The 15,059-nt window shown below is 42.5% G+C and carries 9 protein-coding genes and 1 pseudogene; 4 read left to right on the top strand and 6 right to left on the bottom strand.

Annotated features, from left to right (window positions below; genetic code table 11):
- Window positions 1–48: 48 nt before the first annotated feature.
- A pseudogene (locus NWP25_RS05065) lies at window positions 49–412 on the top strand (MerR family transcriptional regulator); the annotation flags it as partial.
- Window positions 413–857: 445 nt separating this feature from the next.
- Window positions 858–4,247, top strand: coding sequence for a DUF4912 domain-containing protein (locus tag NWP25_RS05060; RefSeq protein WP_280698958.1), 3,390 nt, complete (start codon window positions 858–860; stop codon window positions 4,245–4,247).
- A gap of 153 nt (window positions 4,248–4,400) precedes the next feature.
- Here NWP25_RS05060 and msrB read toward each other — a convergent pair whose 3' ends face one another.
- Both msrB and NWP25_RS05050 read right to left on the bottom strand, forming a co-directional pair.
- Window positions 4,401–4,895 (bottom strand): peptide-methionine (R)-S-oxide reductase MsrB, encoded by a 495-nt coding sequence (gene msrB / locus NWP25_RS05055; protein WP_280651297.1) that lies wholly within the window; start codon window positions 4,893–4,895, stop codon window positions 4,401–4,403.
- A gap of 104 nt (window positions 4,896–4,999) precedes the next feature.
- The gene (locus NWP25_RS05050; RefSeq protein ID WP_280698957.1) at window positions 5,000–10,150 is read right to left on the bottom strand and encodes an nSTAND1 domain-containing NTPase; all 5,151 of its coding nucleotides are present in this window, start codon (window positions 10,148–10,150) and stop codon (window positions 5,000–5,002) included.
- Window positions 10,151–10,584: 434 nt separating this feature from the next.
- Between NWP25_RS05050 and NWP25_RS05045 the strand changes: the two genes are divergently transcribed.
- The gene (locus NWP25_RS05045) at window positions 10,585–10,836 is read left to right on the top strand and encodes a HigA family addiction module antitoxin (RefSeq protein WP_280651295.1); all 252 of its coding nucleotides are present in this window, start codon (window positions 10,585–10,587) and stop codon (window positions 10,834–10,836) included.
- 376 nt (window positions 10,837–11,212) lie between these two features.
- Here NWP25_RS05045 and NWP25_RS05040 read toward each other — a convergent pair whose 3' ends face one another.
- From NWP25_RS05040 to psaK (NWP25_RS05030), 3 genes are all read right to left on the bottom strand, one after another.
- Window positions 11,213–12,409, bottom strand: coding sequence for a site-2 protease family protein (locus NWP25_RS05040; RefSeq protein ID WP_280651294.1), 1,197 nt, complete (start codon window positions 12,407–12,409; stop codon window positions 11,213–11,215).
- Window positions 12,410–12,711: 302 nt separating this feature from the next.
- A complete protein-coding gene (gene psaK / locus NWP25_RS05035) occupies window positions 12,712–12,990 on the bottom strand; it encodes a photosystem I reaction center subunit PsaK (RefSeq protein ID WP_280651293.1) in 279 nt (92 codons plus the stop codon).
- A 285-nt stretch (window positions 12,991–13,275) separates the two neighbouring features.
- The gene (gene psaK / locus NWP25_RS05030) at window positions 13,276–13,524 is read right to left on the bottom strand and encodes a photosystem I reaction center subunit PsaK (protein ID WP_280651292.1); all 249 of its coding nucleotides are present in this window, start codon (window positions 13,522–13,524) and stop codon (window positions 13,276–13,278) included.
- Window positions 13,525–13,647: 123 nt separating this feature from the next.
- On the opposite strand from psaK (NWP25_RS05030), the gene NWP25_RS05025 reads away from it, so the two are divergent.
- Entirely contained in the window at window positions 13,648–14,331 is a 684-nt protein-coding gene (locus NWP25_RS05025) for a phosphoribosylanthranilate isomerase (protein WP_280651291.1), read from the top strand.
- On the opposite strand, the gene folE is transcribed toward NWP25_RS05025, so the two are convergent.
- Window positions 14,328–15,035: a GTP cyclohydrolase I FolE gene (gene folE / locus NWP25_RS05020; RefSeq protein WP_280651290.1), complete on the bottom strand. Its 708-nt coding sequence runs from the start codon at window positions 15,033–15,035 to the stop codon at window positions 14,328–14,330. The genes NWP25_RS05025 and folE overlap by 4 nt on opposite strands.
- Window positions 15,036–15,059: the final 24 nt, after the last annotated feature.

Raw genomic sequence — 15,059 nt, 5'->3', positions numbered from 1 at the left:
ACTGATTTGTTCACTATCAAAGAGTTGACATAGGCTGTAGGCGTCGGGATTACTCCACCTATGGTAGGACACCACCATCGATTAGGACTAGTACTACAACCCAAGGGATTGCCTCCGGCACTGCCCTCGGCGCAATCGCCCAGAAATTACCCCTTTGTACACGGAAAAAGATATCGTCCGATTGGAGCGCATCGTCGCTGTAAAAAACCAAGGCTTTCAACTGAACCACATTCGTCACATTCCAGAAATAGAACCACAGGCAGATACCACAGTCAACCTCGTGGCACAACTCGAGCAGCAATATAGGGCTGTGATGCAGCAAATATCCCAACTGCGACAAACAGCATCAGCATTAGAGAACTTACTACGGCGGGATTGCCATTGTCAAATTGTGCAAGCTGAGGTATTGTCCCTATATAACCATAGAAGAACCCTTAGGCGAAGGCTTACTAGAAGCCACAGCCTTTAACGCCCTAGTAGAATCATTAATCAACAAAGGCGACTGCTGCTATTGCCATGTGAGACCTGTTTGTAACGGAGTCTTCAGGATACATCACCCTCGCAAATTCGCTATTTCCATCGCATCATTGTGATCATAAGACGGCAGAGATGGTGTTATTGCGTGGTATAAACGTAGTACCCGTGGACAGTCGGGGAATGGAAATTACCTGTGCAGGGGAACTAACGGTGACTCCAACGTAAGCGTGAAGTGCCTAAAGCCTGTCAGGCTTCCGCCCTGAGCCTTAATCGAACAGGAACAAGCAGGAAAACCAAGAAGTGATTCTTGGAATCCCCATTCTTCCAGGCGGGGAAAATGTCAAGACTGTCCAGCTTTCTGTACCTAGATAAAGAGCATTATGTGGCAACAAGAAAAAAAAGAGAGTGCGATTGTGCGGAGCGCAGTGCCAGAGGCAATCGTCAGCCTTGCCTTATTCCTGTCCCTGGCTACAACCCCTATGGCAGCATTTTTATTCGTGTCGACACCTGTGCTGGCACGGTCTGCCACTGAAAATGAAACCTTGTCAGATGAGCCTAACTATCTCGATTCCCGTTCTTTGGTTCATACTTACAGACAAAACCCTAACCTAAAAGCAAATTTTCTTGGCTTTGCCCTTGCATCACAGCAAGCTATCAAAGTGGCTAGAGGCACGGCCATAGCTCAGGGAGAAGCACCATCAAATACCGAAGCAACATCGGAATCAAATCAACAGCAGCCTTTAGAAACTATCCCAAATACCGAAGCAACATCGGAATCAAATCAACAGCAGCCTTTAGAAACTATCTTTAATCTTGAAGAACTACCTCGGTGGTGGTTTTTGTTACCTACGGCTGCTATATTTGGATTACTAATGTGGGTTTTCCAGTCACGCCTATGGGTCATTGAGGCTAAAAATTCCACCCCAGATCCAAACGCCAATGCTTCTTCTGAGAATGAAGTGGCAATAAATGACACAAATCTTACTTCCAGTGCTGATGAACCTCTAGCAGGAACGGCTGACCACGATGCTGATTTGGCACCAGAAGCCAAAGCCGCTATTAGCTCCGTTGTCAGGGACAATATCAATAATCAGAAATCCCTTGAAACCAATAATTTAAGTAATGTTACAAGCTTAGAATCGTTTGATGATCAATCACCCTGGGATATGGAAGCACCCGCAGATGTGGTCAATATTCCATACCCTCAATTACCAGATTTATCTCAACCAATATCTGAAGAGTCCAAAGCTGCAGAAGTGTTATTGGATTCTGAAGCGGAAAATTACAAGAGCAAAGACTTCAGCGAGGAAACCGCAGAACAACCCCAGATAGAATTAAATCAAAATACGAACTTAGCTGGTGATATTGATAATACAAGCCAGCTAAATAATGATAACGAAACCATATTAACCTTATCGATTGAAGAAGTTATTAGTTCAGATCCCACACTCTCAGATATTACCGAAGACATATTGAATGTAGTAGCGGATGCAGCTGAACCCACGAACTGTGAGACAGATATTTTTGCAGATGGTGCAACTTTTGTAGAAACCGATATGGGATCATCTGTTGGGAATCAAAGTCATCTTGAGTGTGAAGGAGAAATGCTGAGTGATACCATAGAAGGTGCAGTATTTAATTTCGACGGAGAACGAAGTATTGCCCTCAAGCCCCGTAATTCCCAATGGGCTTATGTGAGTTGGTACCTTGATAAAAGGTGTCAGCAAGCATTAGAAACTAACGGCATCTCTCAATTAGCCTTGCGGTTGTATGATGTCACGGATTTGGACTTGAGTTATCAAACACCGGAGTTAGTACATCAATATGAACTAGAGTCAGGAGAAGTAGAGAAATATATTCCCATTCCCCGCAGTAGTAGCGACTATATCAGCGAAATAGGTTATTTAACTCAAGACGATTGCTGGGTAAGAATTGCTCGTTCCGAAAGGGTGCGCGTTTTTTATACACCCCTGCAAGATACCACAGAAGAGCCATTATTTAGTCTTGATGGAGAACGAAGTATTACCCTCAAGCCCCGTAGTTTCCAATGGGCTTATGTGAGTTGGTATATTGATAGAACATGTCAGGAAGCATTAGAAACTAACGGCATCCTTCAATTAGCCTTGCGGTTGTATGATGTCACGGATTTAGACTTGAGTTATCAAAGGCCGGAGTTAGTACAGCAGTATGAACTAGAGTCAAAAGAAGTAGAGAAATATATCCCCATTCCCCAAAGTAATAGCGATTATATCGCCGAAATAGGCTATGTAACTCAAGGCCATTGCTCGGGACGCAGTGCAGGAGGCAATGCCTGGGTAACAATTGCCCGTTCTCCAAGAGTGCGCGTCTTTGATACAGTCCTGCAAGATACCATAGAAGAGCCATTATTTAATCTTGATGGGGAACGAGGTATTACCATCAAGCCCCGTAATTCCCAATGGGCTTATGTGAGTTGGTATATTGACAGAACATGTCAGGAAGCATTAGAAACTAACGGTATCTCTCAATTAGCCTTGCGGTTGTATGATGTCACGGATTTAGACTTGAGTTATCAAAGGCCTGAGTTAGTACAGCAGTATGAACTAGAGTCAAAAGAAGTAGAGAAATATATCCCCATTCCCCAAAGTAATAGCGATTATATCGCCGAAATAGGCTATGTAACTCAAGGCCATTGCCCGGGGCGCAGTGCGGGAGGCAATTCCTGGGTAACAATTGCCCGTTCTGCAAGAGTGCGCGCTTTTTATACACTCCTGCAAGATACCATAGAAGAGCCATTATTTAATCTTGATGGGGAACAAAGTATTACCCTCAAGTCTCGTAATTCCCAATGGGCTTATGCGAGTTGGTACATTGACCAAACTGGTCAGGAAGCATTAGAAACTAACGGTATCTCTCAATTGGCCTTGCGGTTGTATGATGTCACAGATCTAGACTTGAGTTATCAAAGGCCTGAGTTAGTACAGCAGTATGAACTAGAATTAGCCAGAAAAGAAAAATATATTGCTATTCCCCAAAGCGATCGCGATTATATCGCCGAAATAGGTTATGTGATTCGGGGGGATATTTGGGTAAGTATCAGCCGTTCCGAAAGAATTCGCGTCTTTGGTATACCCTTGACAGATACCAGAGATGAAAATATACCCACAACAGAGATAACATCCGTGGATTTGCCCAGTACAAATAATGAAAGTAAAATTCTGCTCAAACCCCGAACTCCCAAGTGGGCTTATGCAATTTGGTACATTTCCACAAATGATCAGCAAACACTGGAAAATAAAAACATCTCCCAATTATATCTGCGGTTGTATGATGTCACGGATTTAGATTTGAGTTATCAGACACCGAAGTTGGTACGGCAATACGAATGCGATGAGATCACAAGTGATCGCTACGTGGGAATTCCTGCAGTTGATCATGACTACATTGCTGAAATAGGTTATGTGACAAAAGGCGATTGCGCCGAGCCCACTTCCGAAGGCAATCACTGGGAGATGATTGTCCGTTCAGAAAGGATTCGCGTGTTCGGTCGTCCCCAACCAGATTTTTGGTTTATTACAGATACTGAATTAATTATCCACGGTTCCACAGAACCAAGTGCAACAGTAAATATTTCTGGTAAACCCATCAAAATTAGATCAGATGGTACTTTCCACCTGCGTCTTCCTTGCTCAAAAAACTTAATTGACTATATGATGACAGCAATTGCAGCTAATGGGGAACAAAGTACAACTATCCGTAAGAAATTTTCTCAGGAAGATTTAGAAAGTTAAAATTTGTAATTCGTAATTCGTAAGATTGACATCGACCGAATTCAAATATGCGGTTTTTGAACTGTTGTAGAGATGTTCCGCCGGAACGTCTCTACCAGTAATAAAAAAAAAGTGTATGAAGAAGGCGGGATTGATTAATTCCCACCCTCATCTTTAAGCAGGTTCAAATCTCAGCGCGACACCGTTCATGCAGTAACGCAAACCAGTAGGTACAGGGCCATCATTAAACACATGGCCTAGATGTCCACCACAATTGCTGCAATGCACTTCTGTTCTAGTCATAAAAAATGACCGATCTACACTGGTAGCGATGGCTCCTTCAATTGGTTGATAAAAGCTTGGCCAGCCAGTGCCACTGTTAAACTTAGTGTCTGATATGAATAATGGTTGTCCACAGCCAGCACACACAAAAGTACCCTTGTCATATTGCTTGTCGAGTGGGCTGCTGAAAGCGGGTTCAGTACCATGTTTTCTTAACACCCGAAACTGTTCTGGCGTTAAAATTGAGCGCCACTCTTGTTCAGATTTGGTAATTGCAAATTGGCTTTTAGAAGTAGTCATGTTCTCCGAACCCCAATTGATATTGCGTGATAAAATTGCTGTGCCAATAAATACGGCACTGGCCTCTAAAAAATAACGTTTGTCCATGATTCCTATTTTACCTTAAGCAATTTGGGCAACAGAACCATTTAAAATTCACTAGCCATCTCTGACAAAGATCCACAAGACATATTTAATTTCTGAGATGACTTTTAATCACCAAAACACAGTTCATACTCTTCTGTAGTAACATCAGGGTGTGTTTTCAGATAATCACCCAAGCGATCACAAGCATAGTTCAACAGCTGGTCTAGCTTTAATGTTTGCAGTTCTATTTCCTCTAGGTTCCACAGTTTAACTGTGGTATCCTCACTCGCAGAAGCTAGCATTTTACCGTCAGGACTGAAATGAACACTTTTTACCCCGTCATTATGCCCGGAGAAGGTTTTCAGCAAAATACCACTGCTAACATTCCAGAGTTTAACAGTTTTATCATCACTACCTGAAGCGATCATTTTGCCATCGGGTGAGAAACTAACATGATTCACCAAATCAGTATGTCCTTGGAAAGTGTGGAGCAGTGAACCGTCTAAGTTCCAGAGTTTAACAGTTTTATCATCACTACCTGAAGCGATACTTTTGCCATCGGGAGCAAAGTTAATGCTCCATATACTAGCGCTATGACCAGGGAAAGTTCTCAGCAAGCGACCGTCTCGGTTCCAGAGTTTGATAGTTTTGTCTGCACTGGCTGAAGCGATAATTTTGCCATCGGGGCTGAATTGGATATTAGTTACCCAACCATGATGACCTGAAAGAGTTCTCAACAGCTTACCGTCTCGGTTCCAAAGTTTGATAGTTTTGTCTGCACTACCAGAAGCCAGAATTTGATCGTCAGGGCTAAAAATCATATTTGTGATCGAGTGTTTGTGTCCCTTCAAGGTATGCAACAAAGTAGCATCTCGTTGGCGAATCTCAATAGTCTGATCTTCAGTTGCTAGCGCCACAGTATTGCCATCACTGGTAAAGGTGATGGTGGTAATATCTTCAATGGGAGAAGCCAGTATTTTTAGTAATCGACCATTCAAACTCCATACTTTCATGGTTTTGTCAGCACTAAAGGAGGTAATAGTACTGCCATCGGCTGTGAAGCTGACATTGTTTACACTGCTCTTGTGCCCGTAAAAAGTTTTTGGCAATGTTTTTTCTAGTTTCCATAATCGAACAGTATTGTCGTCACTAGCCGAGGCGAGTCTATCACTATCTGGGCTAAAACTCAAACTATTAACTTCATGGGTGTGACCTGGTAAAGTATCTAGCAAGTTACCCGCACGAGTCCAAAGCTTTATAGTTTTATCAGCGCTGGCGGAAGCGATCATTTTACCATCAGCAGAAAACCGCACTTTCCAGACACCACCATTGTGGCCTTCTATGATTCTCAGTAAATTACCATCACGACTCCAGAGTTTGATTGAATGGTCAGCACTGGCTGAAGCAATTGTTTGACCGTCCGGGCTAAAACTCACATCTAAAACTTCTCTGGTACTTCCTGGCAAAGTTGATAACAAACGACCGTCTAAACTCCAAAGTTTAACTGTGCCATCATCACTGGCTGAGGCAATAGTATCACCGTCCGGTGAGAAACTAACTTCATTTATACTGCGGTTATGCCCAATGAAATTTGCTAGTAACTTGCCATCGCTATTCCAAAGTTTAGCCGTGTTGTCATGGCTACCACTGACTAAAAATTGACCATCTGGTGAGAAACTGACAGTATTCACACCATGAAGATGTCCTGTGATAGTTTTGAGTAACTTACCGTCACGACTCCAGATTTTGATGGTGTTATCAGCACTGGCAGAAGCTATTGTTTTACCATCCGGCGAAAAACTCACGCTATTGACACTATCTTGATGCTCTGTCAGAGTTGCTAATAAACTGCCATTGCTACCCCAAATTAGGATGCTGTTATCGGCATAACCAGCAGCCAATATTTTACCATCCGGTGCAAAAGTGACGCTGGTTACCCAAGAATTATGAGTCAAACGGTTAAGTTCTTGAGTGCCATACACTGCCTGTTGTAGGATAAACGCAGTTTTAGATTGGATATTTTGGGGAATTAAAGGAGTATTTTTTTGTACTTCCTTTCCTGCCTTGAGTCCAGTGAGTAATGCTTCTAACTGCTTATTGGAGACGAGAAAGTTTTCTGACAAGGAATTTAAAGCCTGTATCTCTCCTAACTGAGCTTTTTGAGTTTGTTGGTAAGCTAAAACAGCTAAACCGAAAGCAGTCAGTCCCAGAATACTAATGATCCCCACAGTTCTTTGAGCTTTTCTGAGTCTATTTTTTTCTTTTTGCTGTTGACGTTTTCTTTCTAGTAAACAGGCTTGAATAAAGCGCTGAACATCAACAGACACTTCATCAATGTAATTCATATAAATTTCTTCAGCTTCCGCCAGGCGAACACCTTGTAAGAGAAAATCTGGTTGTTCATTGTTATTGATCCACAAAGCTGCTGCTTGGGCAATTTGACGTTGCGATCGCAACCTCGCGCGATTTTCCTCCAACCACCAACGCAACGTTGACCAGTAGCGAATCAGAACTTCGTGGGCTACTTCTACAGTTGCGGGTGAAGATGTAGGAAATGGGAGAGAAGTTTTTTCTATTTCTCCCACTCCTCGTACTTCTGTAAACACACCTGTATCTTCTTCTAAATTCACAACTACCAGCTTTGCAGCAATTAACACTTGTAATGTTCTTTCTACCAAAGCCACCGGATATTTTTTAACAATTAACTCAGATTTGAGTACCCGTCGTCTAGTATCTTCTGTACCCTCACCCAACTGTGTCAACGACAGAAAAATCCACCGCGCGCATTCTTGAGCTTCTGGATCTAAAGTTTTGTAAACCTTTTGGGCTTTATTTTCCAGTGCTCCTTTAATTCCGCGCAAATGCTGCTGATAAGCTTGTAAGGTAATTGTCCCATTTTCGCGGTATTCCCACAGTTGTTCTAAAACAAATTCTAAAAGTGGTAAATCGCCAGCAGAGTGCTGTAACTCTTGCATCAACACTTCCACCAATTCCGCCTCTACTGTTAAACCAACTTGTTCAGCTGGGTTAATAATCATGCGGCGATACTCTTGTTCAGTTAAACAGGGAGGTAACAGCACACTCGAGTGCTGCAACAACTTCACCAATGTTGGTACTTCTAAACAAGGAGCGATAAAGTCTGCCCGCAAAGTGATGATTAATTTAAACTTTTCCGGTATTTTTTCTAGCGCTCCCAAAACAATTGCTAAAAAACGCTGTGCATCTTCACTCTGTGCAATGGTAAACAGTTCTTCAAACTGATCTACTACCAAAACTACCATTGCTTCTGGGCGATGACGTATCCAGTGAGTAAAACCTTCCACCCCTTGGTATAACATTCCTTCTATTTGCAGTTGCTGGTAAGTTTTTTCTCTTTCAGTCCCGTTATCTACTAAACGGCGTGATAAAGCTTGCAGAGGATTTGCACCAGGACGTAAGCTTCTCATCCACCAGCCTTCGCTACCTGGTAATAATTTTCCTCGTCGCAGTTGAGCGATTAATCCCGCTTGTACTACAGAAGATTTACCACTACCAGAGGCTCCCACCACCGCAATAAATGACTTTTGTTCTAAGTCATTAATTAGTTGCTGAACAACAATTTCTCTACCGTAAAAATATTGAGCATCTTCTTCCTCAAAAGCTCGCAATCCGCGGTAAGGACAAAGCCCTAAATCAATAGTTGCTGTTGAGTGAATGCTTCTATTACCAGAACTGGTGGGTATAACTTCAATTACGCCTTGTGTTCCTGATAGCCAGATATTTAACGGCAATTGCTGGTTACAGAATAGTTGCAATTCAGTAATCCAAGCCGCAGATGAGAGGCTACGTTGTGGGGGGACTGCTGCTAAAGTAGAATGTAAGGCTTGGGCAAATTGTTCAGGATTATTTTTCGGTGAAGCCGCAGCAATGATACATTGTCCTTGCTCAAATCCCAGTTGTAAATCTTCTACCCAATCTTGTAGATGTGCATAGTCATTTGTTGCTGCCGGACAATCTAAAATGATAATTTGTTGGGCATAATTTGAACGCCTGAGTTGTTGTCTTAACCAGGAACGACTGAGGCGGATATTTTCTCCTAAAATTAGGGCAGGTTCATGAGCTTCAGTTTCTTCAATTCGTCCACGTAGATATAGAAGTACTGTGGCAAAAATTCTTGGGTGGTTTTGCGGTGGGGATTCTGTAATTTGTAAACAAGTTTGAATTATTGAGTGTAAATCTTTAGTGGTAGCCTCTGAGGATCTGTGCCAATACTCTAATTCAAAACCACCTACACCCCGGAGTAATTTACTCACACCCAAGGTAGTCTGATTAGTCCCCAGTCCCTCTAATATTAACGCTTTTCGGAAACAAGAGGATTCTGCCAAGACTGATGTTAATCCCAGAATAACTTCCCCTACTCCTTCTACTATTCGTTTGGGGGTTTGTTGCGGATATTCAGAATATAGATTGGTATCGCCTCTACTTTTATTTTGCTGATTAATCAGTCGTAATTGCTGATTAGTTTGCTCAATGTATTGGCGCGTTTGATGATAAACATATCTGTAGAGTCCATCGGCATCAATCAAACCCTGGGGGTCAGCAGCTTCACCACGCAACCCACGCATGAGGTAATAAGTAAATACGCCATGTCCCAATTCGGGAAATTCCCAAGATTGTTGATTAGTATCACAGGACAGTAAAGCGTAGAATCCTTTACTTTGTTTTGCCCGTTGGCGTAACAATTCCACCATCTGAGATGTAGGGTTAGCAAAAGATGGTTGGGTTATATCACTTCTAGCACCTAGGAATGTCAAGCTACCACTATGACAAGCATCTAGCCACACTAACTGAGTCTGGGCATGACTATTTCCCAAGACCTGCAAAATTTCTTGTAAACTTAAACCTGTGTTGAGTAAATCATCTGTTTGAGTATCTGTTAGACACAAAAATGCTTGTTGGGTATTTGAGTCTAGAATTCCATGTCCAGAGAAATAAAATAAAATCGTGTCTTGTGGTTGAGCAGCTGCAGTAATTTCGTTCAAGCTAGCGTAAACTGTGGAGCGGGTAGGTAGCCCGGAACTCAAATCATGGTGAACCCTTGTTTCGGTTTGAGGAAATTCCTGGGTTGCATCCTCTAAAGCTGCTGCTAAACCCTGACAATCAACAGTTGAGTAGCGTAGTGACGGTAATGCCTTGTCCTGGTATTTATTGACTCCTACCAACAACAGCCAAAGTTTTGCTTCTCCCATTTCTAGGATATGCGTTGAGTGACTGGTAGCGATACCGAGTGGAGACATTTTTAATTTTCTGGGTAATTACTAAGGACTAGGAGATGGTATAAATTGGTGTTTGTGTTACTGCGATTCAAAGGGAGCTAATTACAGTTCCATTGTTCCGCCTAAATGGAGGAGATTACATCAGTAGAGTTTGCTATGGGTATGTTGTACCATGCACTTATACTCATTTTACCAATCAAAAGTTAGTCCTCAAATGTTCACTGAATACTTATTGCCTAATTATACGTCGAAGCCAATGGCTTAATTCACCTCTACCTTCTCACAACTGCCGCAGGTCTAGCCATCACCAACATACCCGGCGAGGTTCAAGAAATCAAAGTGACCCAAGGTTCTAGCCTCTATGTCCAACATGGACAACAATTGCCCTCTCCCCTGCCTAAAGGCGAGGAGATTCTAAGAAGAAAACTAATGATGCACTGAAAATCATTGAAAGAATGATGAAGGAAGATCCAGAATTACAAGAGATGGATCAACTGATTAATAAAATGCGACCCGTGCATTCCGGTGAAATTTTCCGGGAGGATTTTATCACCCCCATGGGGATGGGTGGAGAAGCCCTTGCTGTAGCGTTGCACCTTCCCCCATGGCAAATTCAAGAGATTTTGGATGAACAACGATCAATCACTGCGGATACCGCTTTTTGGCTCGTCCTCATTCTTGTTGATATTACTTGTATCATGTCATGAATAAAAAAACGCCAATTTGGCGAGATTTATGAAATTATCTTTGTTAAAGTATTGATTGTAAAAGACTTGTGGGCTTAATAGTCCAAGGTTTACTACACCTCAAGAGCATTGACTGTAGAACTAATCGAATTAGTACTGCTAATTCTGCTCTATGAATTGAAGATTGCTACTAGATTTATTGTAGTGATCTCCAGAATCCCTTCTTCTCGCAAAAGGGACAAGTAGAATCATAAGTCCTTGTTGATTTACTCCTATCCATACCTCGTTCAACCATGATATGAACGGGGTATTTTTCATGGTTAAAGTGCGCTGATTAATTATATATTTTGCTCTTGTTTTGGCGAGAGGACTTTAGTCCTCACTACCAAGTTGTTAATTAATTTGTAGCTGATTTGGCAATAGCCCCCAATTGCAACCCTGGCGGATAGCTATCTTTTTGTTTAATAAGCTTAATTTCCTCATGGGTAATGCGTAATTTCAACTTGTCTGCTAATTCTCGCACAATATCTCCGCGATCAATGACACCCGCTACTGTACCAGCAGGTGACAGCACGGTGATTCGAGGTAATTGTTGATTTTCTAATTTGTTAATTACCTCAGCCATGGAGGTTGATTCAGCTACGGTGGGAATTTCTGTCAAAGGATGGAGAATGCTTTGCAGAGTTCGGTTTTCCCACTCACTTCTTTCTACTAAGCGTAAGTCATCAATAGCTACCATACCCCGGTAACGCCCATCAGACACGGCAAAGTAGATGTTTGGGGCACTGCTGTCCAATAGATAGGAATCAGCAAAAGCACGCAAAGTTTGATCAGCATCGACTACGCGAAAATCCCTGGTCATAGCATCGCTGGCTATTATCTTTAGTAAGGTTTCTTGTAATGTGGTAAGACGGTGGTAGCTGTTAGCATTACGAACAGCAAACCAACCTAGCAAAGCAATCCACAAACCAGTTACTAATTCCGTGGTCAAGAAATCTACGGCTAATCCTAGAGCGATGGCACTGTAACCTAAAATTTGCCCCGCCCGTGCTGCCCAGTGTACTGCTTCAAAGCGGTTACCTGTGATTTGCCAAAGTGCGGCTTTTAAAACTTGTCCCCCATCTAAAGGTAAGCCGGGAATCAGGTTAAATAGTGCCACGACTAAATTAATTCTCGCCAAATCTGTAACCATTGCCCTGAAGGGGCTAGTTTCAGGTGTGATATTAGTAGCCAGACTCAAAAGCAAAAATAGAGCTATACTTACTAGAGGACCTGCGATCGCTACTTGAAAAGCTTTTCCTGGAGTTTTTGATTCTTCTTCAATAGCAGCAATGCCACCAAACATAAATAGAGTAATTGAGTTAACTCTAATCCCCTGCCATCGCGCTGCCAAACTATGACCTAATTCATGTAACAACACCGAAGCAAACAGTAAAAGTGCCATCACAATCCCAGCACTCCAAGCTGTAGCAGTACCCCATTCCTGGTAGGCTATGCCAAAGTTAAGCGTGGCCAGGGCTAAGATTATAAACCACAGCGGGTCTAACAACAGAGGAATACCAAATAAAGACCCGATTCTCCAACTTGTTTGCATTTTATTGTCCTCAAACTAGATATTTGTTCAGGCTAGATATTTTCAAAACTTCATGCTACAAAATAAAGTATAATTCTATACAATGATTTTAGAAAAATTACATTTATTATATAAAAGTGAGCTATGTGTAAGTGAGAAACCCCCTACCGCAACAAATTACGAATTAGGAATCCCCTAAGATCTACATTGACACATTACCCACCCTCGGAACGAGTAGCTGAGGGTGGGGATTTCCGCCTGTCATCTCAGATTTATAGAGATTTTGGGTATGTTCAGATGATGTGGAAAGAGACAAAACAGGGCTAAATAATGCCGAGATTCGTCAATCCCAAAACCGTACCAATACCAATTAGATGCCCAGCACTCATCGCGGCCAGAAAGGAACCAACGCTGGGATTGTTGAATAGCCCTGGAAAAGGTAAAGGCATTTTATTGCCAACGTGAGGGTAACTAATTGTTCGAGGAATAATCAAAAGACATAATACGCAACTGCCAATAATAATCGGAGTGCCAACCCAATTCCATGTAGTGCCAGTGTTGGGAACAGTCACTTGAACTGCTAATAACATTGATGAGATCATGGTTCTTCCTCCTGCATGGACAGACTGATTTCGTTGTCAGTTCTCAGCTATGTAAATACTCTACTTGATGAAGTTATCGAATCCTCCCTCAAAGGTTAGGTTATGATGTGTCTCTACTTTTGGAGTGATTACAAGAAAAGCTGATCATGCTAAAGTCAATAGTCCCATTGCCAGGGAGTGGGAAATGGGGATGAGGGACAGAAATTATGGTAAAGTCCGAAGGTTTTTTCTCTTGTACCCTGAAACAGCAGCCCTGAGCTCTGCCCACTCCCTAGCTTCTTAAACCTACAGACGACCGATATTAGTCAGACCTAACACAATGCCAATGCCGATAACATGACCAAAAGCCATTGCACCAATAAATGCGGGAATACTGATTGGCAGGATAGGAAACTTCGGGCCTACTTGAGGGTACTGAATTTTCAAAGTTAGCAACAGAACTACCAAGCTGCTGGCACTGATAATAATGGCTACTGTGGGACTCCATTCGGGCGTCACGGGAACAGATGCGGCGGCTAGTAATGATGAAATCAAACTGGTATCTCCTAAATCAGAAAATTAATCTAGTCCTCCAAAATTATAAAGTTCCATAGAACAACCCAAAATAATAATTAGTAAATTTTCGACTTTTTTCAGTTACCAACATCTAAAATTCATATGCGGGTGAAAATTTGCGGCATTACTCAGCCACAACAATCTGTAGCGATCGCCAATCTTGGTGCAACGGCACTAGGATTCATTTGTGTATCCACCTCGCCTCGCTATGTTACTACACAGCAAATTCGGGCAGCAGTGGCACAATTACCGCCAAATATTGACAGAATCGGAGTATTTGCCAATAGGACTATTGCTGAAATTAGGCAGATAGTTATGGATTCTGGATTGACTGGTGTGCAGTTACACGGAGAGGAACCCCCAGAATTTTGCTCACTGTTACGTCAAAATCTAGCAAATGTAGAAATTATTAAGGCTTTTCGAGTTCGTAGTCTTGAGCATCTTGCTCAAGCCTCTAATTACACCGAACATATAGACACATTACTACTGGATGCTTATCATCCCCAACAGTTGGGAGGTACAGGTCACACTCTCGACTGGCAAATGCTACAACAGTTCCAACCCAGTTGTCCTTGGTTATTAGCTGGGGGACTAAGTCCAGATAATGTACTAGCAGCCTTGAATCAAGTTAAACCCGACGGGATAGATTTATCCAGTGGTGTAGAACTGAAGCCAGGAGACAAAGATTTGGATCAGGTAGCTCTGCTGTTTGAGAAATTAGCAACTCGAAACCAGGGAGGAAGATTGTCACTTCCCAATCCTCACTCCCCAATTTCCAGTCCCTAAAAGAATGCCGGTTGATGACGAATCAAGTTAAAGAATTCTTCACGGGTTTTTTGTTCTTCTTCAAATGCACCAACCATTGCACTGGTAACAGTCCAAGAACCTGGTTTTTGAACACCCCGCATGACCATGCACATATGCGTAGCTTCCATCACTACTGCTACACCTTGAGGTTCGAGAATAGTTTGAATGGCTTCAGCTATTTGACGAGTTAATCTTTCTTGGACTTGCAAGCGGCGGGAATACATTTCCACAATGCGGGCAAGTTTACTTAAACCTACAACTTTTTGGTTGGGGATATAAGCAACGTGTGCTCTACCCATAAAAGGCAGCATATGGTGTTCACAGAGGCTGAAGAAGTTAATATCCCGAACTAATACCATCTCGTTATGTCCTTCATCAAAGATGGCATCGTTAATCAGTTCTTCTAAGGATTGGTTGTAGCCACTGGTAAGAAACCGCATGGCTTCTGCTACCCGCTTGGGTGTTTTCAGCAGTCCTTCTCGTTCGGGGTCTTCTCCCACACCCACTATGAGCGCTCTAACGCCATCCATCATTAACTCCACTTCTTCTTCTGACGGTGGGTGTAGATTCGGCTGTCGTCCATTATGGGTGTTGCGGTCTGGTTTAGGGCTGATAGCTTCCACTAAGTCGGGGATGAGAGGAGATTTTGAGCCGTTGGCACCGTTGGAACTAGCAATAGTCATGATTTGATTACTTCGTTATGGTTT

The sequence above is a fragment of the Umezakia ovalisporum Ak1311 genome, assembly GCF_029891685.1.
Taxonomy (GTDB): domain Bacteria; phylum Cyanobacteriota; class Cyanobacteriia; order Cyanobacteriales; family Nostocaceae; genus Umezakia; species Umezakia ovalisporum.
This window is presented reverse-complemented; position numbering and strand designations above follow the sequence as displayed.